The 20,615-nt window shown below is 73.1% G+C and carries 19 protein-coding genes; 6 read left to right on the top strand and 13 right to left on the bottom strand.

What is annotated here, in order from left to right:
* The first annotated feature begins 34 nt into the window (after window positions 1-34).
* The 4 genes from ACGFI9_RS15425 (at window position 35) to disA (ending at window position 4,662) form a co-directional block, all read left to right on the top strand.
* Window positions 35-874, top strand: a complete 840-nt coding sequence (locus ACGFI9_RS15425; RefSeq protein ID WP_393178610.1) for a UbiA family prenyltransferase — start codon at window positions 35-37, stop codon at window positions 872-874.
* A gap of 141 nt (window positions 875-1,015) precedes the next feature.
* Entirely contained in the window at window positions 1,016-1,774 is a 759-nt protein-coding gene (locus ACGFI9_RS15420; RefSeq protein WP_393178609.1) for a hypothetical protein, read from the top strand.
* Window positions 1,775-1,880: 106 nt separating this feature from the next.
* Window positions 1,881-3,335: a DNA repair protein RadA gene (gene radA / locus ACGFI9_RS15415; RefSeq protein WP_393178608.1), complete on the top strand. Its 1,455-nt coding sequence runs from the start codon at window positions 1,881-1,883 to the stop codon at window positions 3,333-3,335.
* 142 nt (window positions 3,336-3,477) lie between these two features.
* Window positions 3,478-4,662 (top strand): DNA integrity scanning diadenylate cyclase DisA, encoded by a 1,185-nt coding sequence (disA, locus tag ACGFI9_RS15410; RefSeq protein ID WP_393178607.1) that lies wholly within the window; start codon window positions 3,478-3,480, stop codon window positions 4,660-4,662.
* Between the two features lie 36 nt (window positions 4,663-4,698).
* Here the strand turns inward: disA and ACGFI9_RS15405 are convergent, their stop codons facing one another.
* The 3 genes from ACGFI9_RS15405 to ACGFI9_RS15395 form a co-directional block, all read right to left on the bottom strand.
* Window positions 4,699-5,430 carry a hypothetical protein gene (locus ACGFI9_RS15405; RefSeq protein ID WP_393178606.1) on the bottom strand — a complete coding sequence of 244 codons (732 nt, stop codon included), beginning with the start codon at window positions 5,428-5,430 and terminating at the stop codon, window positions 4,699-4,701.
* A 105-nt stretch (window positions 5,431-5,535) separates the two neighbouring features.
* Window positions 5,536-6,096 carry a peptide deformylase gene (locus ACGFI9_RS15400; RefSeq protein ID WP_393178605.1) on the bottom strand — a complete coding sequence of 187 codons (561 nt, stop codon included), beginning with the start codon at window positions 6,094-6,096 and terminating at the stop codon, window positions 5,536-5,538.
* Window positions 6,093-6,605, bottom strand: a complete 513-nt coding sequence (locus tag ACGFI9_RS15395; RefSeq protein WP_393178604.1) for a glycine cleavage system protein R — start codon at window positions 6,603-6,605, stop codon at window positions 6,093-6,095. The genes ACGFI9_RS15400 and ACGFI9_RS15395 overlap by 4 nt, the downstream gene beginning before the upstream one ends.
* 96 nt (window positions 6,606-6,701) lie before the next feature.
* Between ACGFI9_RS15395 and ACGFI9_RS15390 the strand changes: the two genes are divergently transcribed.
* Complete coding sequence (locus ACGFI9_RS15390; RefSeq protein ID WP_393178603.1) at window positions 6,702-7,622, top strand: A/G-specific adenine glycosylase; 921 nt, start codon at window positions 6,702-6,704, stop codon at window positions 7,620-7,622.
* A gap of 150 nt (window positions 7,623-7,772) precedes the next feature.
* Here the strand turns inward: ACGFI9_RS15390 and ACGFI9_RS15385 are convergent, their stop codons facing one another.
* The 3 genes from ACGFI9_RS15385 to lysS form a co-directional block, all read right to left on the bottom strand.
* Window positions 7,773-10,310, bottom strand: a complete 2,538-nt coding sequence (locus ACGFI9_RS15385) for an ATP-dependent Clp protease ATP-binding subunit (RefSeq protein WP_393178602.1) — start codon at window positions 10,308-10,310, stop codon at window positions 7,773-7,775.
* Window positions 10,311-10,832: 522 nt separating this feature from the next.
* Complete coding sequence (locus ACGFI9_RS15380; RefSeq protein ID WP_393178601.1) at window positions 10,833-11,183, bottom strand: Lsr2 family protein; 351 nt, start codon at window positions 11,181-11,183, stop codon at window positions 10,833-10,835.
* A 112-nt stretch (window positions 11,184-11,295) separates the two neighbouring features.
* The gene (lysS, locus tag ACGFI9_RS15375) at window positions 11,296-12,804 is read right to left on the bottom strand and encodes a lysine--tRNA ligase (RefSeq protein ID WP_393178600.1); all 1,509 of its coding nucleotides are present in this window, start codon (window positions 12,802-12,804) and stop codon (window positions 11,296-11,298) included.
* A 92-nt stretch (window positions 12,805-12,896) separates the two neighbouring features.
* Between lysS and ACGFI9_RS15370 the strand changes: the two genes are divergently transcribed.
* Entirely contained in the window at window positions 12,897-13,637 is a 741-nt protein-coding gene (locus ACGFI9_RS15370; RefSeq protein ID WP_393178599.1) for a class I SAM-dependent methyltransferase, read from the top strand.
* A 25-nt stretch (window positions 13,638-13,662) separates the two neighbouring features.
* Here the strand turns inward: ACGFI9_RS15370 and ACGFI9_RS15365 are convergent, their stop codons facing one another.
* The 7 genes from ACGFI9_RS15365 to ACGFI9_RS15335 all read right to left on the bottom strand — a co-directional run bounded on the left by ACGFI9_RS15365 (window position 13,663) and on the right by ACGFI9_RS15335 (window position 20,498).
* On the bottom strand, window positions 13,663-14,421 hold the full coding sequence (locus ACGFI9_RS15365; RefSeq protein WP_393178598.1) for a type III pantothenate kinase: 759 nt from the start codon (window positions 14,419-14,421) through the stop codon (window positions 13,663-13,665).
* Window positions 14,422-14,513: 92 nt separating this feature from the next.
* On the bottom strand, window positions 14,514-15,410 hold the full coding sequence (gene nadC / locus ACGFI9_RS15360; RefSeq protein WP_393178597.1) for a carboxylating nicotinate-nucleotide diphosphorylase: 897 nt from the start codon (window positions 15,408-15,410) through the stop codon (window positions 14,514-14,516).
* Entirely contained in the window at window positions 15,407-17,095 is a 1,689-nt protein-coding gene (locus ACGFI9_RS15355; RefSeq protein WP_393178596.1) for an L-aspartate oxidase, read from the bottom strand. Before ACGFI9_RS15355 ends, nadC begins: the two co-directional genes overlap by 4 nt.
* Before the next feature lie 61 nt (window positions 17,096-17,156).
* Window positions 17,157-18,047, bottom strand: a complete 891-nt coding sequence (locus ACGFI9_RS15350) for a septum formation family protein (protein WP_393178595.1) — start codon at window positions 18,045-18,047, stop codon at window positions 17,157-17,159.
* A 191-nt stretch (window positions 18,048-18,238) separates the two neighbouring features.
* Complete coding sequence (gene panD, locus ACGFI9_RS15345) at window positions 18,239-18,667, bottom strand: aspartate 1-decarboxylase (protein ID WP_393178594.1); 429 nt, start codon at window positions 18,665-18,667, stop codon at window positions 18,239-18,241.
* A 32-nt stretch (window positions 18,668-18,699) separates the two neighbouring features.
* Entirely contained in the window at window positions 18,700-19,548 is an 849-nt protein-coding gene (gene panC, locus ACGFI9_RS15340; RefSeq protein WP_393178593.1) for a pantoate--beta-alanine ligase, read from the bottom strand.
* The gene (locus ACGFI9_RS15335) at window positions 19,545-20,498 is read right to left on the bottom strand and encodes a Rossmann-like and DUF2520 domain-containing protein (RefSeq protein ID WP_393178592.1); all 954 of its coding nucleotides are present in this window, start codon (window positions 20,496-20,498) and stop codon (window positions 19,545-19,547) included. Before ACGFI9_RS15335 ends, panC begins: the two co-directional genes overlap by 4 nt.
* Window positions 20,499-20,615: the final 117 nt, after the last annotated feature.

Genomic DNA, 20,615 nt, shown 5'->3' with positions numbered 1-20,615 from the left:
GGCACGACTCCCGGGTAACGACCAGACTTCCCTTATGTCGTCGTCGGTGTTAGGGCTGGTCAGGGCGAGCCATCCGGAGCCGACCGCCGCGGTCACCGTGGTGGCCGGGCTGCTGGCCACCGGCGTCGGGCACCGTCCCACCGGGATCGCCGTGGTGGTGCTCACCGTGCTGGCCAGCCAACTCGCGGTCGGTTGGAGCAACGACCTGATCGACGCCGACCGGGACGCCACGGTGGGGCGTACCGACAAACCGGCGGCCACGGGCGCGGTCCGCCGGCGGACCCTCGCCCGCGCCACCGTCGCGGCGGCCGTCGCCACCCCGCTGGTCGCGCTGGCCGGCGGCGGCCCGGCGGCGCTCTGCGCCGCGCTGGGGCTGCTCTCGGCACTGCTCTACAACTGGCCGCTGAAGTCGACGCCGGTCTCGGTGCTGCCGTACGCGGTCTCCTTCGGCGCGCTGCCGGCCTTCGTGGTGCTGGCCCTGCCCGGCGCCCCCGCCCCGCCGGTCTGGCTGGTGGCCGCCGCCGCCTGCCTCGGCGCCGGGGCGCACTTCGCCAACGTCCTGCCCGACCTGGCCGACGACGCCCGCACCGGGGTGCGCGGGCTGCCGCACCGGCTCGGGCCGGCGGGCAGCCGGGTGGCGGCCGCCGCGCTGCTGCTCGCGGCCACCGTCACCCTGGTCGCCGGCCCGCCCGGGCCGCCGTCCTGGGCGGGCCGCTCGGCGGTCGCCGCCGCCGCCGTGGTGCCGCTCCTCGGGTGGTACGCGGGCCGGGCCACCGCCCGCACCGGAGGTCGGCCGGTGGCCGCGTTCCGGGCCGTCATGCTGGTGGCGCTGATCGATGTGGTGCTGCTGGTGGCGAACGGTCGGGTGGGGTGACCGGTCACCGGGAAGGTGGCATTACCGGGTCGGCGTGCGGGCCTCGATCAGCCCCAACTACCCTGGAGCGCGGTCTGCGCGGGTATGGCCACCCCGGACCTGGCGTACGGCCGGGCGGGGATCGTGACGAGGAGGACCGACGTGACGCGCTCGATCAGGGGTTCCGGGCGGGCGGCCCTGCTGCTGGCCGGTACGGCGGCGGCGGCGAGCCTGCTGCTGTCCGGGTGTGGCGCCGGCCAGGTGGCCGAGACCGCCAACAAGATCCCGTCGGTGCAGGGCATCAACGTCCAGACCTCCGACAACCTCTACAAGGTGCGCGGCCTGTACGTGCAGTACCCGGGCGGCGAGGGCTACCAGGCCGGCGCCAACGCGCAGCTCAACGTCGTGCTCTACAACGACAGCAAGTCCCCGGTGACGGTGACCGTCACCACCGACAGCGCGCGGGAGATCGTGCTCACCGGCGCGGGCGAGAGCGGCGGGCCGTCGGCCGCCCCGTCCGGCTCGCCCACCGAGCCGGCCTCCGCGTCGCCGACCGCGAGCGACCCGAGCGCCTCGCCGAGCCAGTCGGTCGGCACCTCCGAGTCGCCGTCGGCCAGCCCGTCGGCCTCGCCGAGCGAGTCGGCCCCGGCCGGCCGGCCGGCCCGGATCGAGATCCCGGCCAACGGCTACATCCAGCTGACCGGCGGCAAGGGGCAGTTCCTCCAGCTCGTCGGCCTGAACGAGAAGCTGCGCTCCGGCCAGCAGGTCAACCTGACCTTCGACTTCGGCAACGGCAAGGTCATCAAGACCGGCGCCCCGGTCGGCGTCCCGCTGACCCCGGCCCCGGCCCCGTCGCAGATCGTCCACCCGCGTGAGGAGGCGGGCGCGGAGAGCGGCGTCGAGGGTGGCGCTCACGGCTGATCCGCCGACCCTGCTTCGACGACACCGCCGGTGTGGCCAGCGCCACGCCGGCGGTGTCGCCGTTTCCGGGTGGGCTTTCGTCGTACCGCCCGGTTAGCGTCCTGGGGTGAGCACCTCCCGATCGACCTCCTCCCGCGCCTCCGCGGCCACCGGCCGGGGCCGGAGCGCCGGCCGCGAGCCGCGCCCGGCGTACGAGTGCGACGCCTGCGGCCACCAGCCCCCCAAGTGGGTCGGGCGCTGCCCGGAGTGCGGCGAGTGGGGTTCGGTGGTCGAGTGCACGCTCAGCGGCCCGCTGGTCTCCGGCCGGGTGGTCAGCTCGCGGATGCCCGCCGAGCCGGCCCGCCCGATCGCCACCATCAGCGCCGCGCCCGCCCGGGCCCGGCCCACCGGGGTCAGCGAGCTGGACCGGGTGCTCGGCGGCGGCCTGGTCCCCGGCGCGGTGGTGCTGCTCGCCGGCGAGCCGGGCGTCGGCAAGTCCACCCTGCTGCTCGACGTGGCCCAGCAGTGGGCGGCCAACGCGGGCAGCCCCTCCCTGGTGGTGAGCGGCGAGGAGTCGGTGAGCCAGGTGCGGCTGCGCGCCGAGCGGATGGGCACCCTGCACGACCAGCTCTACCTCGCCGCCGAGAGCGACCTGTCGGCGGTGCTCGGGCACCTCGACGCGGTCAAGCCGGGGCTGTTGGTGCTCGACTCGGTGCAGACCATCTCCACCACCGGCACCGAGGGCGTGCCCGGCGGGGTGACCCAGGTCCGGGCGGTCACCGCGGCGCTGGTCGCGGTCGCCAAGGAGCGCGGCGTCGCCACCGTGCTGGTCGGGCACGTGACGAAGGACGGCCAGGTCGCCGGCCCCCGGGTGCTGGAGCACCTGGTCGACGTGGTGCTGCACTTCGAGGGCGACAAGCACTCCTCGCTGCGGATGGTCCGGGGGGTGAAGAACCGGTTCGGCGCGGCCGACGAGGTGGGCTGCTTCGAGATGCACGAGGGGGGCATCAGCAGCCTGGCCGACCCGTCCGGGCTCTTCCTGACCCGCTACTCGGAGCCGGTGCCGGGCACCTGCGTCACGGTGGCCATGGAGGGGCGGCGGGCCCTGGTGACCGAGGTGCAGGCGCTGATCGGCGCCACGGTGGCCGGTTCGCCCCGGCGTACGGTCTCCGGGCTGGACGGGGCACGGCTGGCCATGGTGCTGGCGGTGCTCCAGCGGCGCACCGAGCGGCTGACCCTGCACGACCGGGAGGTCTTCGCCGCCACGGTGGGTGGCATCCGGGTGGTCGAGCCGGCCGCCGACCTGGCCGTCGCGCTGGCGGTCGCCTCCGGCGGCCTCAACCTGGCCCTCAATCCGCACCTGGTTGCGATCGGCGAGGTCGGCCTCACCGGTGAGGTACGCCGGGTCGGCGCGGTCCCGCGCCGGCTGGCCGAGGCTGCCCGCCTCGGCTTCCGGCTCGCCCTGGTGCCCCCCGGCTGCGGCCCGGGCAGCAGCGGCGTGGCGCCGGAGAACATGCGCGTGATCGAGGTCACTGACGTGCGCGGGGCACTCCAGGCCGCCGCCCGCGCGTCGGCGGAGTGACGGACGGTGAACGGCCGGCGGGATCGGCGGGGCGATTTCGGACAGCCGACGCAGCCGGTCGACGACCGGCGGAGCCGGACATCGTGACACATCACAGTAACCACGAGAGCACCCACCGCAGGGCAGTCCGTAGACTGTGCCCGTGCCGATCGACCGCGATGCCACCAAGCCCGCCGCGGCGACGCCGCATGCCCGCAGCGGCGCCGTGGGCTCCCCCGCCCGTCCGATCAGCGTGAGCGTCTCCGGGAGCGTGGGCGGGGCGGGTGGCGACCCGTTGCGGGCCAACCTCGCTCTGATGGCGCCGGGCACCGCGTTGCGCGACGGCCTGGAGCGCATCCTGCGCGGCCGCACCGGCGCGCTGATCGTCCTCGGCTACGACAAGGTGGTCGACTCGATCTGCACCGGCGGCTTCCCGATGGACGTGGAGTTCTCCGCGACCCGGGTCCGCGAGCTGTGCAAGATGGACGGCGCCGTGGTGCTCTCCAGCGACGGCACCCGGATCGTCCAGGCGGGCGTGCACCTGATGCCCGACCCGTCCATCCCCACCGAGGAGTCCGGCACCCGGCACCGCACCGCCGAGCGGGTGGCCCGGCAGACCGGCTACCCGGTCATCTCGGTCAGCCAGTCCATGCGGATCATCAGCCTCTACGTGAACGGCCAGCGGCACGTGCTGGACGACTCGGCGGCGATCCTGTCCCGGGCCAACCAGGCCCTGGCCACGCTGGAGCGCTACAAGCTCCGGCTGGACGAGGTCTCCGGCACCCTCTCCGCGCTGGAGATCGAGGACCTGGTCACCGTCCGCGACGCGGTCTCGGTGGTGCAGCGGCTGGAGATGGTCCGCCGGATCGCCGACGAGATCGCCGGGTACGTGGTGGAGCTGGGCACCGACGGCCGCCTGCTCGCCCTCCAACTCGACGAGCTGATGGCCGGCGTCGACGCCGACCGCACCCTGGTCATCCGGGACTACCTCCCGGTCGGCCGGAAGTCGCGCACCCTGGACGAGGCGCTGGTCGAGCTGGACCTGCTCAGCGCCACCGAGCTGATCGACCTGGTCGCGGTGGCCAAGGCGATCGGCTACCCGTCCGCCTCCGACGCGCTCGACGCGGCGGTCAGCCCCCGCGGCTTCCGCCTGCTGGCCAAGGTGCCCCGGCTTCCCACGGCCGTGGTCGACCGGCTGGTGGTGCACTTCGGCAGCCTCCAGCGGCTGCTCGGCGCGACCGTGGAGGACCTGCAGGCGGTCGAGGGGGTCGGCGACGCCCGGGCCCGGGGTGTCCGCGAGGGGCTCTCCCGGCTCGCCGAGGCGTCCATCCTGGAGCGCTACGTCTGACCCCGGGACGCCCGGCGCGTACCGGCCGGGCGCCGGTCAGTTGGTGATGGTCAGCTTCACCGGGTCACTGAGCTTGGTGCCCACCCGGGCGAAGACCTGGTACGTGCCGGCCGCCACGAACTCGCCGCTGGCCAGGCCGTTCGCGCACTTCGTGCTGTACCTGGTGTTCCAGCCCAGCTCGTAGGAGCGCTCGAAGTCCGGAGTGAACGACTGCACGTCCGAGCCCTTGCCGGTGCCGCAGGTGTCCGAGGACCAGACCTTCTCCGCGCCGGACTTCACGAACAGCTCCTGCAGGTCCGCCCCGACGTCCCGGCTGCAGGTACGGTCCGACACATTCTTGATCTTGAGGCGGAGGGTGACCACCGTGCCCCGCTGGGCGGTGGACGGCACGGCCACCGGGGTCACCTTGATCTCCGAGTCGGCGCAGGTCCCGTCGTCGGCCACCGGCGCGACCGGCGCGCCCCCGGTGTCGTTCGTCCCGGTGTCGCCGCCCGTCGCGCCACCGTCCGAGCCGCCGGAGTTCCCGCCGGAGTCATCCGCCCTGGCGGACGGGTTCCCGGACTGCGGGGTGAGCACCGACCCGGTCGGTTCCGGGGCCGCCGTGGCGGACGGCGTCGTGGCCGACCCAGCCCCGGACGTGCGGGTGTTCGGGTCCGCGCCGTTGCACGAGTAGAGCACGACAATCAGGAAGAGCAGCCCGGCTCCGAGTACGACGGCTCGACGCCGCCAGTACACGGCGGGGGGCAGGGGGCCGACCGTCATACGCATGATGCGTTCACCGTAGCCGCGTACCGCGCCGGCCGGGGCGCGACGCGCCGGTACGCCCCCATGACACCACCCAACTTCTCCACAGTGGACGGAACGCGCCCCCGGTCAGAGATAGACCTTGCGCTGGTAGACGGAGTGCGCCCCGGCGACCCGGTCGAGGAAGATCAGGCCAGCGCAGTGGTCGATCTCGTGCTGGAGCGCCCGCGCCTCGAAGCCGTCGGTGACCAGCCGGACCGGGTCCCCGGTGCCGGGCAGCACCCCCTCCACCACCAGGCGGCTGGCCCGCTTCACGTCACCGGTCAGGTCGGGCACCGACATGCAGCCCTCCCGACCGGCCTTCCAGCGGGTCGCCTCGACCACGTGCGCGTTGCAGAGCACGAACGTGCCGTGCACGGTCACCGCCTTCGGGTGGCCGGTCACGTCCACGGCAAAGACCTGGGCGCTCACCCCGACCTGCGGCGCCGCGAGGCCCACGCAGCCCGGCGACACGCGCATGGTGGCGACCAGGTCCGCCGCGAGCCGGACCACCTCGTCCGACTTCGGATCCACCTCCGGGCCGGGCCGGCTGAGCACCGGATCGGGGGCGGACACCACCGGGCGTACCTCGCCCGGCAGGCCCAGCGCCTCCGGGGTCCAGCCGCCGAGGCCCACGTACTCCGCCGTCACAGCAGATCCGTGTCCGCCGGCCGGAGGCTCACGCCCACGCCCAGCTCGGCAGCGGTACGGGCGAGCCGGCCGGCCACCTCGTCGGAGCTGCCCGGCGGGAGCTCCACCTCGGCGACCACCACGTAGAGCGAGCCGGTCAGCCGGGTGCTCAGGTCGGTGACGTTGCCGCCCGCGTCGGCCAGCACCCGGGTCATCGCGGCCACGATGCCCATCCGGTCCGCGCCGTGCACCGCCATCACGTACGGCTCGCCGGCCGGCTCGGTCCGCCCGTCCGGGGTGACCGCGCGTACGGTGGCCAGCAGCTGGCCGTCGGCGGCGAGCGGGGCCAGCGCGGCCTCGACGTCCGCGGCGGCCGGGCCCACGCAGATCAGGGTCATCGCGAAGTGTCCCCGCAACCGGGTCATCGTGGAGTCGGTGAGGTTCGCGCCCAGCCGGGCGAGGGCCTCGGCGACGTCGGCCACGATGCCCGGCCGGTCCCGGCCGATGACGGTGATCGCGAGCTCGTTCATCCGGACATTCTGCCCGGTCGCCGCCGGACGCCGGCGCGGGCCCGCCCGGCCCGCCCAACCTGCGGGAAAGCCGCCCGTGACATCATCGGCAGCGCCATGTCTGAGCCCACCTTCGCCACCCTGGTCAGCCGCTGGTACGAGCGGAACGCCCGCGACCTGCCGTGGCGCAAGCCGGGCGTCGGCGCCTGGGCGATCCTGGTCAGCGAGGTGATGCTCCAGCAGACCCCGGTGGTCCGGGTGCTGCCCGCCTGGGAGGCGTGGCTGGCCCGCTGGCCGGTGCCGCTCGCGCTCGCCGAGGACACCCCCGCCGAGGCGATCCGGATGTGGGGGCGGCTCGGCTACCCCCGCCGGGCCGTACGGCTGCGCGACTGCGCGGTGGCCATCGTGGAGCGGCACGGCGGCGAGGTGCCGGACCGGCTGGACCAGTTGCTGGCGCTGCCGGGGGTCGGCACGTACACGGCCCGGGCGGTGGCCGCCTTCGCGTACGGGCAGCGGCACCCGGTGGTGGACACCAACGTCCGCAGGGTGGTCTGCCGGGCGATCGCCGGCGAGCCGGACGCCGGCCCGGCCACCCGTCCCGCCGACCTGGCCGCCACCGAGGAGTTGCTGCCGGCGGAGCCGGCCGCCGCGGCCCTGGCCAGCGCCGCCTTCATGGAACTCGGCGCGGTGGTCTGCACCGCCCGCGCGCCGCGCTGCGCGGTGTGCCCGGTCGAATCCGTCTGCGCCTGGCGGGCCTCCGGCCAGGAGGCGCCGGCCGGCCCCACCCGCCGCCCCCAGCGGTACGCCGGCACCGATCGACAGGTGCGCGGCCTGCTGCTCGCGGTGCTCCGCGAGGCGACCGGCCCGGTGCCGCACCAGCGGCTGGACCAGGTGTGGCGCGACGACGTGCAGCGGGCCCGCGCCCTCGCCGGGCTGGTCACCGACGGCCTGGTCGAGCCCGTCAACGAGGAGTCGTTCCGCCTGGTCGGCGACGGCCCCCCGCAACCTCCCCTGGTGGGGCCTCTTTCGCCGAAATAGTGGCCATCCGGCGACGGATGGCCACTATTTCCGTGAATCTGCGCGGATCTTGATCCGGGGAGGTGCATGCGGCGCGGAGGCGGAAAGGCGACGGCCCCGACCGGCTTTCGCCGATCGGGGCCGTCGCCCTGTGTCAGTTTCGCCCGACGCTTACGCCGCGTCGTCCGCGCCCGTGGCGGCGGTGCCGCCGAGGTCGGCCGGGACCGCATCCGGCACGGCCACCGGCCGGTCGGCACCCCGGAAGACGAGCTTGGACTTGTCGATGTTGCTCGGGTCGCCCTCGCAGTCCACCACCACGATCTGACCCGGGGTCAGCTCGTTGAAGAGGATCCGCTCGGAGAGGTTGTCCTCGATGTCGCGCTGGATCGTGCGGCGCAGCGGCCGCGCGCCCAGCACCGGGTCGAAGCCCTTCTTCGCCAGGTACTTCTTGGCGTTGTCGGTCAGCTCCAGGCCCATGTCCTTGTTCCGCAGCTGGGTCTCGATGCGGGAGATCATGATGTCGACGATCGACAGGATCTCCTGCTCTCGCAGCTGGTGGAAGACGATGGTGTCGTCGATCCGGTTCAGGAACTCGGGCCGGAAGTGCTGCTTGAGCTCGTCGTTGACCTTCTGCTTCATCCGGTCGTAGTTCGACTCGGAGTCCTCAGAGGCCTGGAAGCCCAGCGACACCGCCTTGGCGACATCCCGCGTACCGAGGTTGGTGGTCAGGATGATGACCGTGTTCTTGAAGTCCACGATCCGACCCTGACCGTCGGTGAGCCGCCCGTCCTCCAGGATCTGGAGGAGCGTGTTGAACACGTCCGGGTGGGCCTTCTCGATCTCGTCGAAGAGGACCACCGAGAACGGCCGACGACGCACCTTCTCGGTCAGCTGCCCGCCCTCGTCGTAGCCGACGTAGCCGGGAGGGGCACCCACCAGGCGGGACACCGTGTACCGGTCGTGGAACTCGGACATGTCCAGCTGGATGAGGGCGTCCTCGCTGCCGAAAAGGAACTCGGCGAGCGCCTTGGACAGCTCGGTCTTACCGACACCGGACGGGCCGGCGAAGATGAACGAGCCGGACGGGCGCTTCGGGTCCTTCAGGCCGGCCCGGGTACGCCGGATCGCCTTCGAGACCGCCTTGACCGCGTCCTCCTGGCCGATGACGCGCTTGTGCAGCTCGTCCTCCATGCGCAGCAGGCGCGAGGTCTCCTCCTCGGTCAGCTTGTAGACCGGGATGCCGGTCCAGTTGCCGAGCACCTCGGCGATCTGCTCGTCGTCGACCTCGCTGACGACGTCCAGGTCACCGGCCTTCCACTCCTTCTCCCGCTGGGCCTTCTGGCCGAGCAGCTGCTTCTCCTTGTCACGGAGCTGGGCAGCCCGCTCGAAGTCCTGCGCGTCGATCGCGGACTCCTTGTCGCGGCGCACCTGGGCGATGCGCTCGTCGAAGTCACGCAGGTCTGGCGGCGCGGTCATCCGGCGAATCCGCATCCGGGCACCGGCCTCGTCGATCAGGTCGATCGCCTTGTCCGGCAGGAAGCGGTCGGAGATGTAGCGGTCGGCGAGCGTCGCGGCAGCCACCAGGGCGGCGTCCGTGATGCTCACGCGGTGGTGCGCCTCGTAGCGGTCCCGCAGGCCCTTGAGGATCTCGATGGTGTGGGCCAGCGAGGGCTCACCCACCTGGATCGGCTGGAAGCGGCGCTCGAGAGCGGCGTCCTTCTCCAGGTGCTTGCGGTATTCGTCCAGCGTGGTGGCGCCGATGGTCTGCAGCTCGCCACGGGCCAGCATCGGCTTGAGGATGCTGGCGGCGTCGATCGCGCCCTCGGCGGCACCCGCACCCACCAGGGTGTGGATCTCGTCGATGAACAGGATGATGTCGCCGCGGGTGCGGATCTCCTTGAGCACCTTCTTCAGGCGCTCCTCGAAGTCACCGCGGTAACGGGACCCGGCGACCAGGGCACCGAGGTCGAGCGTGTAGAGCTGCTTGTCCTTCAGCGTCTCGGGCACCTCGCCCTTGATGATCTTCTGGGACAGGCCCTCCACCACGGCGGTCTTACCGACGCCGGGCTCACCGATCAGGACCGGGTTGTTCTTGGTACGGCGGGAGAGCACCTGCATGACCCGCTCGATTTCCTTCTCGCGCCCGATGACCGGGTCGAGCTTGCCCTCGCGGGCGGCCTGGGTCAGGTTGCGGCCGAACTGGTCCAGCACCAGGCTGGTCGACGGCGCGGCCTCGCCCGGCGCGGCACCCGCCGCGGCCGGCTCCTTGCCCTGGTAGCCGGAGAGCAGCTGGATCACCTGCTGGCGGACCCGGTTGAGGTCGGCGCCGAGCTTCACCAGCACCTGGGCGGCGACGCCCTCACCCTCACGGATCAGACCGAGCAGGATGTGCTCCGTGCCGATGTAGTTGTGGCCGAGCTGCAGCGCCTCACGCAGCGACAGCTCCAGCACCTTCTTGGCCCGCGGCGTGAACGGGATGTGCCCGCTCGGCGCCTGCTGGCCCTGGCCGATGATCTCCTCGACCTGCTGACGGACGCCCTCGAGGGAGATGCCGAGGCTCTCCAGGGCCTTTGCCGCGACACCCTCACCCTCGTGGATCAGGCCCAGCAGGATGTGCTCCGTACCGATGTAGTTGTGGTTGAGCATCCGGGCCTCTTCCTGGGCCAGGACGACAACCCGTCGCGCTCGGTCGGTGAACCGCTCGAACATGCCCTCGTGCTCCTCACGTGCCGTGCGCCTTGATGGTCAAGATCTTGGCGGGGCCGGTGCGCGGACGTCCGGGACGGGCGTCCGTGCCTCCTTACTCTATCGCCGCGGACCGACTCCGCTGAGGTCGTGTGTCCCCGCGAATGGCCGTTCACGCGTCGTTTCTGACAACCGTCCGCGCTCAGGAGGTGTTCCGGTACCCCTGCCTGTACGCGCAGAGCGAAATTCGACCGTCGGTGGAAAAGGCCGGTCGTGGCCTCCCGGACGACTGCCGGGGCTCCGGGCGGGCGGCGTCCATGCCACCCACCGTCATCCACAGCCTGTGGATGAAATTTCCACCGCCTGTGGACAACTCCGCCCGGCCCCGGTTTCTTCCCGGCCCCGCCGAGGGTGTCGGGCGACCTCGGCCGACGCGCTCGGCGGCGGGGAAGCGGACAGACGACGTAGCGGGGCGGAAACGGCGAACGCCGGCCCGGAGTGGCACTCCGGTCCGGCGTCGGTGTCGCCCGGGGAAGGCTGGTCGGCTCAGTGACCCGCCTTCGAGTGGTACTCGTCGACGATCTCCTGCGGGATGCGGCCCCGGTCGGAGATGTCCTTGCCGGCCTTCTTGGCCCAGGCGCGGATGGCCTTGTTCTGCTCGCGGTCGGCGGTCGCGCCGCCCCGGCCGCGCGCGGCCCGGCCGCCGACGACCACCCCGCCCCGACCGACCTTGGACCCGTGCGCGATGTACGGAGCGAATACGTCGCGCAATTTTTCAGCGTTGGAAGCCGAGAGGTCGATCTCGTACTGCACACCGTCGAGCGCGAACTTGACGGTCTCGTCAGCGTCCCCGCCGTCCAGGTCATCGACCAGCTTGTGAATGATCTGCTTGGCCACGTCCCACATTCCTTTCGAGCAGGGTTGTGCTCCTGCAATACAGGAGCACAATAACCCGCCCGATGCTTGTTGCGTCAATAGGGTGCGGTAACGACCCGGAGACGGTGTCGCGCTACTCGGGCCGGACCAACGGGAACAGGATCGTTTCCCGAATTCCCAGCCCGGTCAGCGCCATCAGAAGACGGTCGATTCCCATTCCCATACCGCCGGCCGGCGGCATTCCGTACTCCATCGCCCGGAGAAAGTCCTCGTCCAGTCGCATGGCCTCGTCGTCGCCCCGGGCGGCCAGCTGCGCCTGGGCCACCAGCCGCTCCCGTTGCACCACCGGGTCCACCAGCTCGGAGTACGCGGTGCCCAGCTCGAAGCCGAGGACGTAGAGGTCCCACTTCTCGGCCAGCCCCGGCTCGCTGCGGTGCGCCCGGGTCAGCGGGCTGGTCTCCTCCGGGTAGTCCCGCACGAAGGTGGGCGCCTGCAGCGACGGGACGACCAGTTCCTCGAAGAGTTCCTCGGCCAGCTTGCCCGGGCCCCACTTCGGGTCGACGGAGAGCCCGACCTTGTCGGCGTACTCGACCAGGCGGGACCTTTCGGTGCGGACGGTGACCTCCTCGCCGAGCGCCTCGGAAAGAACGCCGAAGAGCGTCACCGAGCGCCACTCGCCGCCCAGATCGAACTCGCGGCCGTCGGCGTGGGTGACCACCGTCGAGCCGCTGACCGCGATCGCGGCCTGCTGCACCAGATTCCGGGTCAGCTCGGCCATGGTGTTGTAGTCGCCGTACGCCTGGTAGGCCTCCAGCATCGCGAACTCCGGCGAGTGCGAAGAGTCGATGCCCTCATTACGGAAGTTGCGGTTGATCTCGAAGACCCGGTCGACGCCACCGACCACGGCCCGCTTCAGAAACAGTTCCGGCGCGATTCGCAGATACAGATCGGTGTTGAGTGCATTGCTGTGGGTCACGAATGGGCGGGCGGCCGCGCCCCCGTGCAGCAACTGGAGCATCGGGGTCTCGACCTCGATGAAGTCCTGGGCGTGCAGGGTGTCCCGCAGGCTGCGCACGGTGGCGGCCCGGGTGCGGACCATCTGCCGCGCCTGCGGGCGGACCACCAGGTCCACGTACCGCTGGCGGACCCGGGCCTCCTCGCTCAGCGGCTTGTGCGCCACCGGCAGCGGGCGGAGCGCCTTGGCGGTGACCCCCCACTCCTCGACCAGCACCGACAGCTCGCCGCGCCGGCTGGTGATCACCTCGCCGGTCACGCCGACGTGGTCACCCAGGTCGACCAGGCGCTTCCAGTCGTCCAGCCGCTCCGCGCCGACCCGGTCCAGCGAGAGCATCGCCTGCAGCTCGGTACCGTCGCCGTCCCGCAGGGTGGCGAAGCAGAGCTTGCCGGTGTTGCGTACGAAGATCACCCGGCCGGTGACCGAGACGCGGTCGCCGGTGGCGGTGTCGGTGGGCAGGTCGGCGTACTGCTCGCGGATCCTGGCCAGGGTGCTGGTGCGGGGGTAGCCGATCGGGTACGGCTCGACGCCCTCGGCGAGCATCCGGTCCCGCTTCTCCCGGCGGACCTTCATCTGCTCGGGAAGGTCGTCGGCGGGGTCCACTGGCAGGGCGTTCTGCTCGGTCACGGCAGCTTCCTCAGGCTTGGAGAAATATCGGCGGGTCAGCCCATGAGCGTACTCAAGGGCCCTGCCGGCCGTTACGGGATAACCTGCCGCCCATGACGGACCCCACTCAGGCACTCTCCTTCGGTGCGGCCGCCGCCGAGTACGACCGGTTCCGCCCCCGTTATCCGGAGGCGGCGCTGCGCTGGGCGCTCGACGGGCTGATCGCGCCGGCCCGGGTGGTCGACCTCGGCGCGGGCACCGGCATCCTCAGCCGGGGCGTGCTCGCGCTCGGACACCAGGTCGTACCCGTGGAACCGGATCCGGGGATGCGGGCGCAACTGGCGGTCGCCACCCCGGGCACGACGGCGCTGGCCGGCAGCGCCGAGTCGGTGCCGCTGCCGGACGGGTCGGCGGACGCGGTGCTGGTCGGCCAGGCCTACCACTGGTTCGACCGGGAGCGGGCGCACGCTGAGATCGCCCGCGTGCTGCGCCCGGGCGGGACGTTCGCCCCGATCTGGAACGTCCGCGACGAGCGGGTGGCCTGGGTGGCGGAGCTGACCCGGATCGCCCACCTCGGCGACAACGCCGGCAACGTGGTCGACAAGTACGGCGACTTCGGCCCCGCCTTCGAGCCGGTCGAGCTGGGCGAATTCGCCCACGCGGCCACACTCACCCCCGACGAGGTGGTCGCCATGCTGCACACCCGCTCCTACTGGCTCACCGCGTCAACCGAGGAGCAGGAGAAGATCGACCGAGGGCTGAAGAGCCTCTTCGCCACCCACCCGGACCTGGCCGGGCGGGAAACCGTCGAACTCCCCTACCGCACGTTCGTCTTCCGCTCCCGGCGACGCTGAACCACCGAGGGTTCCCGGTCCACGATCACGTATTGCGCTCGTAAACCATGCGAAGGCCGATGAGAGTGATCATCGGCTCGTGATGCGTGATCGTCCGGCACTCGTTGAGCACGAGAGGCGCCAGGCCGCCGGTGGCGATCACCGCCTTCACCTCGCCCAACTCCTCGGTCATCCGCTCGACGATCCGGTCCACCTGGCCGGCGAAGCCGAAGTAGAGGCCGGCCTGGAGGCACTCCACGGTGTTCTTGCCGATCACCGAACGGGGCTTCGTCGCCTCCACCTTGCGGAGCTGGGCGGCCCGGGCGGCGAGCGCGTCGAAGGAGATCTCGATGCCCGGCGCGAACGCGCCGCCGAGGAACTCGCCCCGGCCGCTGATCACGTCGAAGTTGGTGGTGGTGCCGAAGTCCACCACGATCGACGGCCCGCCGTAGAGGGTGTACGCGGCCAGGGTGTTGACCACCCGGTCCGCGCCGACCTCCTTCGGGTTGTCGATGGCGAGCTGCACCCCGGTGCGTACCCCGGGCTCGACGATCACGCTGGGCAGGTCCGCGTAGTAGCGGGACAGCATGGTGCGCAGCGAGCGCAGCGCGGCCGGCACCGTCGAGCAGGCGGCCACCCCGGTGATCTCCACGGCGTCACCGGCCAGCAGCCCCCGGAACATCAGACCCAGCTCGTCCGCGGTGGAACGGGCGTCGGTCTTGATCCGCCAGGAGTGCACCAGCTTGTCGCCGTCGAAGGTCGCCAGCACGGTGTTGGTGTTTCCGATGTCGATGCAGAGCAGCACGACCGCAGCCTAGACCGCGCCTGTCGCGGGGTGAGCGCGAGGAGCGAGCCGGGTTTGCGAGCCCCGCAGTCGCGAACGAAGACCAGCTCAGCTCATTCCTCGCGCAGATCCAAGGCGATGTCCAGGATCGGCGAGGAGTGGGTCAGCGCGCCCACCGAGAGGAAGTCGACGCCGGTCGCCCCGTACTCGGCCACCACCGGCAGGGTCAGGCCGCCGGTCGCCTCCAGCTCGGCCCGGTCGCCCACCGCGGCGACCACCTCGCGCAGCTGGGCCGGGGTCATGTTGTCCAGCAGCAGGAAGTCCGCGCCGGCCTCGACCGCCTCCACCGCCTCGGCCAGGGTGTCCACCTCCACCTGCACCGGCACGTCCGGGAACGCCTCCCGGACCCGGCGGTAGGCGGCCCCGACGCCGCCCGCGGCCACCTTGTGGTTGTCCTTGATCATGGCGACGTCGTGCAGGCCCATCCGCTTGTTGGTGCCGCCGCCGGCCCGGACCGCGTACTTCTCCAGGGCGCGCAGGCCGGGGGTGGTCTTGCGGGTGTCGAGCACCGTCGCCTTCGTGCCGGCCAGGGCGTCGGCCCAGGCCCGGGTGTGGGTGGCCACCCCGGACATCCGGCAGAGCAGGTTGAGCGCGGTGCGCTCGGCGGTCAGCAGCAGCCGGGTCGGGCCGGTCACCGTGGCCAGCACGTCGCCGCGCGCCACCCGCTGCCCGTCGCGGGCCACCAGCGACACCTCGACCGTGCGGTCCGCGCCGGTCACCTCGCCGACCAGCTCGAACACGGCCGCGGCGACCGGCAGCCCGGCCACCACGCCGTCCTCCCGGGCGACCAGGTCCCCGGTGTCGTTCTGCGCGTCGGGGATGGTGGCGACGCTGGTGACGTCGAGGAAGTCGGGTCCCAGGTCCTCGGTGAGCGCGTCGACGATCACCTGCCGTACCCGCTCCGGGTCCAGGCCGCCGTCCCGCAGCGCCCGCTCCGTCGACTCCCTCACCGCTGTTCCTCCCAGCGCTCGGTCAACCGGCTCTCCGCCCCGATCCCGCCGACGAGGTGGCCCAGCCACCGGTCGTCGGCGACCGGGAAGTCCTCCCGCCAGTGGCAGCCCCGGGTCTCCTGCCGGGCGTACGCGGCGGCGACCAGCGTCGACGCCACGGTGATCAGGTTCGTCGCCTCCCATTCGGCGGTCCGCGGGACGCCCCGGCCCTGCCCCAGGTCGGTCAGCGTGCCGGCGGTGGCGGCCAGCGTCTCCGCCGACCGGAGCACGCCCGCGCCCCGGGTCATCGCCCGTTGCAGGGTCGCCGTGCCCCCGGCCGGCACCACCCAGCCCTGGCCGCCCACCCAGGCGCCGGTCTCCGCCGGCTTCGCCTGCTCGGGCAGGCCGGCGGCGATGTCCTCGGCGATCCGGCGGGAGAAGACCAGCCCCTCCAGCAGCGAGTTGCTGGCCAGCCGGTTCGCGCCGTGCACGCCGGTGCAGGCGACCTCGCCGCAGGCGTACAGCCCGGGGATGGAGGTGCGGCCGTGCAGGTCGGTACGGACGCCGCCGGAGGCGTAGTGGGCGGCCGGGGCGACCGGGATCAGGTCGGTGGCCGGGTCCACGCCGATGGCCAGGCAGGAGGCGACGATGGTCGGGAAGCGCCGGGCCAGGAAGTCGCCGCCGAGGTGGCGGGCGTCCAGCCAGACGTGGTCCGCGCCGGTGGCCAGCAGCACCCGGTGGATGCCCTTGGCGACCACGTCCCGGGGGGCCAGCTCGGCCAGCTCGTGCTGGCCGACCATGAACCGCTTGCCGTCGCCGTCGACCAGGTGGGCCCCCTCGCCACGCAGCGCCTCGGAGACCAGCGGCTGCTGGGCCAGCCCGGCACCCGGCGCGCCGGCCGGCACGATCAGCGCGGTCGGGTGGAACTGGACGAACTCCACGTCGGTCACCGCGGCGCCGGCCCGCATGGCGAGCGCCACCCCGTCTCCCGTGGAGACCGCCGGGTTCGTGGTGGCCGCGAAGATCTGGCCCATGCCGCCGGTGGCCAGCACCACCGCCCGGGCCAGGATCGCCCCGACGCCGTCCTCGCTGCCCTCGCCGAGCACGTGCAGGGTGATGCCGCAGGCCGGGCCGAGCCCGCCCGGGCCGTCGCCGGGAGCGCGCAGCAGGTCCAGCACCAGGGCGTGCTCGACCAGCCGGATCCACGGGTCGCGGTGGACCGCCGTGTGCAGGGCCCGCTGCACCTCGGCGCCGGTGGCGTCGCCGCCGGCGTGCACGATCCGGTCGGCCCGGTGGCCGCCCTCCCGGGTGAGCATCAGCGAGCCGTCCGGGTTGCGGTCGAACTCCGCCCCGAGCCGCATCAGCTCGCGGAGCCGGGTCGGGCCCTCCTCGACCAGCACCCGGACCGCCGCCGGGTCGCAGAGGCCGACGCCGGCCACCTCGGTGTCGTACGCGTGCGCGGCCGGGGTGTCGGTCGGGTCGAGCACCGCGGCGATGCCGCCCTGCGCCCAGCGGGTCGAGCCCTCGTCCATGTTGACCTTGGTGACCACGGTGACGTGCAGCCCCGCCTCGCGCAGGTGCAGCGCCGCGGTCAGCCCGGCGACCCCGGAGCCGACCACGATCACGTCGGTGGTCTCCACCCAGCCGGGGGCGGGCGCGGCGAGCAGCCGGGGCAGGGCCGGCAGGTCGACGGTGGGAAGGTCCATGAGCACAGTCAACCCGAACGGGTCTCATCCCGGGCGGCGGGGGCGGGACGAGTGGTATCGGCTACCTCGTCCGGACCGGCAGGCCGGCCGGGCCGGCACCCTTCAGCGAGGCGGTCACCGTCCGGTCGGTGAGCCACAGGTAGCAGCGGACACCCCGGTCGCCGACGGCCCACCGGCCGGTGCCCGGTGGGCGTACCACCACGCCGCTGCGGAAGCGCAGGATCGGGTCGTCGGGCACGCCGACGTACGTCGCCAGGACCGTGTTGCAGCCGGTGTAGAGCGGCGCCCACTCGGCGTCCTTCGTCGGGTACGGCCGGTCCGGCGCCGCCCAGACCCCGACGAACTCGGCGTCGTGGGGCGTGCGGCAGTCCACCGGCGTGAGGGTTCTCGCCCGGGCGTCCCCGCCGGTCCGCTGGCAGCCCAGCCGCAGCGCGGACGGCCCCTTGAGCGCGTCCCGCAGGCTGCCCGTCCGGGTCACCACCCGGGCGGCCGCCTCGACCGTGGTCAACTCGGTCAGGTCGCACCGGTACCAGCGGGAACCGGCCGCCCAGCCGGGCCCGGTGGGCAGCGCCACCGCCAGCCGGAGCCGCCCGGCCCGCCAGTTGTCGCCCACGTACCCGCTGGCCCGGCCGTCGCAGTCGGCGAACGCGGTGCGCAGCTCGGCGGAGCCGAGGGCCGGCGGAGCGGCCCGGTCGACGCTGAACGTGCCGACGTGCACCGTCTCCACCCGGTGCGGCAGGTCGCAGCCGACCGGCTCGTATCCGGCCGGGCTGACCGTCGGGGTGAAGTCCGCGACCTGGCAGACCCCGGCCGCGGGGGTGAACGCGCCGGCCGGCGGCAGGCCGCGCCAGTCGTCGGTGAGGTCCCCGTCCAGCCCATGGGTGGCGGCGCAGCCGGTCAGCACGACCCCCGCGACCAACGCGGCGACCAGGTTCGTCATCGCACGGCCCATCGCGGCCTCCCCCAGCCCACGACCGTCGGTACCCGACGGTCCGCCCAGGCTAGCCGAAAATGACCTTCCGGTGACAGACCGCGTTCGCCGCCCCACCCCGCTCCCCCGCGATCTTGCACTTGTGGTGCCCGCATGCCGGGCATACCGCCCATAAGGCCAACCCGAAGTGCAAGATCGGCGCGAGGTGCGGGTCAGTTGAGGGCGGCGGCGAGGGGGTTGGGGACGGGGTCGCCGGCGGTGCCGGGGGCGGCGGTGGTGGGGTCGGCCGACAGGTCGACGATCTTGTTGTCGGCGTCGACGTGCACCACCTTGGGCTGGTAGGCGCGGGCCTCGGCGTCGTCCATCTGCCCGTACGAGATGAGGATGACCAGGTCACCGGGGTGGACCAGGTGGGCGGCGGCGCCGTTGATGCCGATCACGCCGCTGCCCCGCCGCCCCGGGATCACGTACGTCTCCAGCCGGGCCCCGTTGGTGATGTCCACGATCGCCACCTGCTCGCCGGGGATCAGGTCGGCCGCGTCGAGCAGGTCCTCGTCCACGGTCACCGAGCCGACGTAGTGCAGGTCGGCCTGGGTCACCGTGGCCCGGTGGATCTTCGACTTCAGCATGGTCCGGAGCATCGGGGTGCCTCTCAGCGGGGTTGTGGTGGGTGTCAGGAACGCGGGGCGAGGTGGATCGGCGCGTTGTCGATCAGGCGGGTGGTGCCGACCCAGGCCGCGATCAGCAGCCGCGCCGGACCGGCGACCGGCCCCGGCTCCAGGTCGGCGTCGGTGAGCACCAGGTAGTCGAGGCGGGCCCCGGGCGTACCGGAGTCGAAGGCCCGGTGGGCGGCCGCCAGCACCGCGCCGGCGTCCGCGCCCCGGTCGGCGGCCTCCGCCCCGCCCCGCAGCGCGGCGGACAGGCTCAGCGCCGCCTGCCGCTCCTCGGCGGAGAGGTAGCGGTTACGGGAGGAGAGGGCCAGGCCGTCCGGCTCGCGTACGGTCGGCACGCCGACGACCTCCACCGGCACGTCCAGGTCGCGGGCCATCCGCCGGACCAGGGTCAGCTGCTGGTAGTCCTTCTCGCCGAAGAAGGCCAGGTCGGGACGGGTGAGCTGGAGCAGCTTCAGGACCACGGTGAGCACCCCGTGGAAGAAGCCGGGGCGGCTCAGCCCCTCCAGGTCCTCGCCCAGCGGGCCCGGGTTCACCCGGACCTTCGGCTGGCCGTCCGGGTACATGTCGGCCACCGCCGGGGCGAAGACCACGTCCGCGCCGGCCCGCCGGCAGATCTCCAGATCGGCGTCGAGGGTGCGCGGGTACCGGTCGAAGTCCTCGTTCGGGCCGAACTGGAGCGGGTTCACGAAGATCGTGACGATCACGTGGTCGGCCTGCTCCCGGGCGGCCCGCAGCAGCGTCTCGTGCCCGGCGTGCAGCGCACCCATGGTCATCACCACGCCGACGCGGCCGGTCAGGGCGTCCCGCGCCGCCGCCAGCTCCTTGCGCGTGTGCACCAGCTCGGTCATGCGGCCACCTCCCTGTGGTTGCCACTCAGCACGTCCAGCAGCGACTCCGCGTCCGCCGGGCGCAGCCGGCCGGCCGCGATGGCCCGGTCCGCGGTCCGTCTGGCCAACGCCAGGTAGGGGGTCACGGATTCCGGGGCGGTCGCCGCCAGTCGCTCCAGGTGCCGGCGTACGGTGCCGGCGTCACCCCGGGAGACCGGGCCGGTGAGCGCGTCGTCGCCGAGCCGCAGGGCGTTCTCCAGGGCGGCCCGCAGCAGCGGGGCCAGCACCTTCTCCGGCCGGTCCACGCCGGCGTCGCGCAGCCGGTCGGCCGCCTCGTTGACCAGGGTCACCAGGTGGTTCGCGCCGTGCGCCAGGGCCGCGTGGTAGAGCGGCCGGTCGTCCTCGGCCACCCACTCCGGCACCCCGCCCAGGTCGGCGACCAGCCGGGCGGCGAACGGGCGCAGCTCGGCCGGGGCGGTCACCCCGTACGAGATGCCGGCGAGACGGCTCAGGTCGTCCGGCGTACCGGTGAAGGTCATCGCCGGGTGCAGCGCGAGCGGCCGGGCGCCGACGGCGGCGGCCGGGGCGAGGATGCCCAGCCCGTGCGCCCCGGAGGTGTGTGCGACGACCTGGCCGGGGCGCAGCGCGCCGGTCCGGGCGAGCCCGGCGACCACGCCGGCGAGGGCGTCGTCGGGGACCGCCACGATCAGCAGGTCGGTGGCGGCGCGGGCGACGGCGGTCGCGGAGCGGTTCGGGGTCTGCGGCAGCAGCAGCGCCATCCGGGCCTTCGCGGCTCCGGAGGCGCCGGAGGCGGCGACCACCCGGTGGCCGGCGGCGGCGAGGGCCGCGCCGACCACGGCACCGACCCGGCCGGCGCCGATCACGCCGACGGTGAGGATGCGTGGGAAGACGAGCGGGGCGTCGGCGGGCCCGGGCGGGGCGGCCGGACGCGAACGCAGCGGTGCGCTCATGGCAATCGATCCAGTCCTCGAAGGGGGTACCGGTCGATCGCAAGTATGCGCCGGGGTTACAGAGCCAGAACAAGGATGTGTGAAAACCTTCACCGGCCGCCGCAGAGGGGTTTCAAC

Source organism: Micromonospora sp. NPDC048930, assembly GCF_043197935.1.
Classification (GTDB): domain Bacteria; phylum Actinomycetota; class Actinomycetes; order Mycobacteriales; family Micromonosporaceae; genus Micromonospora.
The sequence above is the reverse complement of the archived record's forward strand: the minus strand, read 5'-3'. Positions and strand labels throughout refer to the sequence as shown.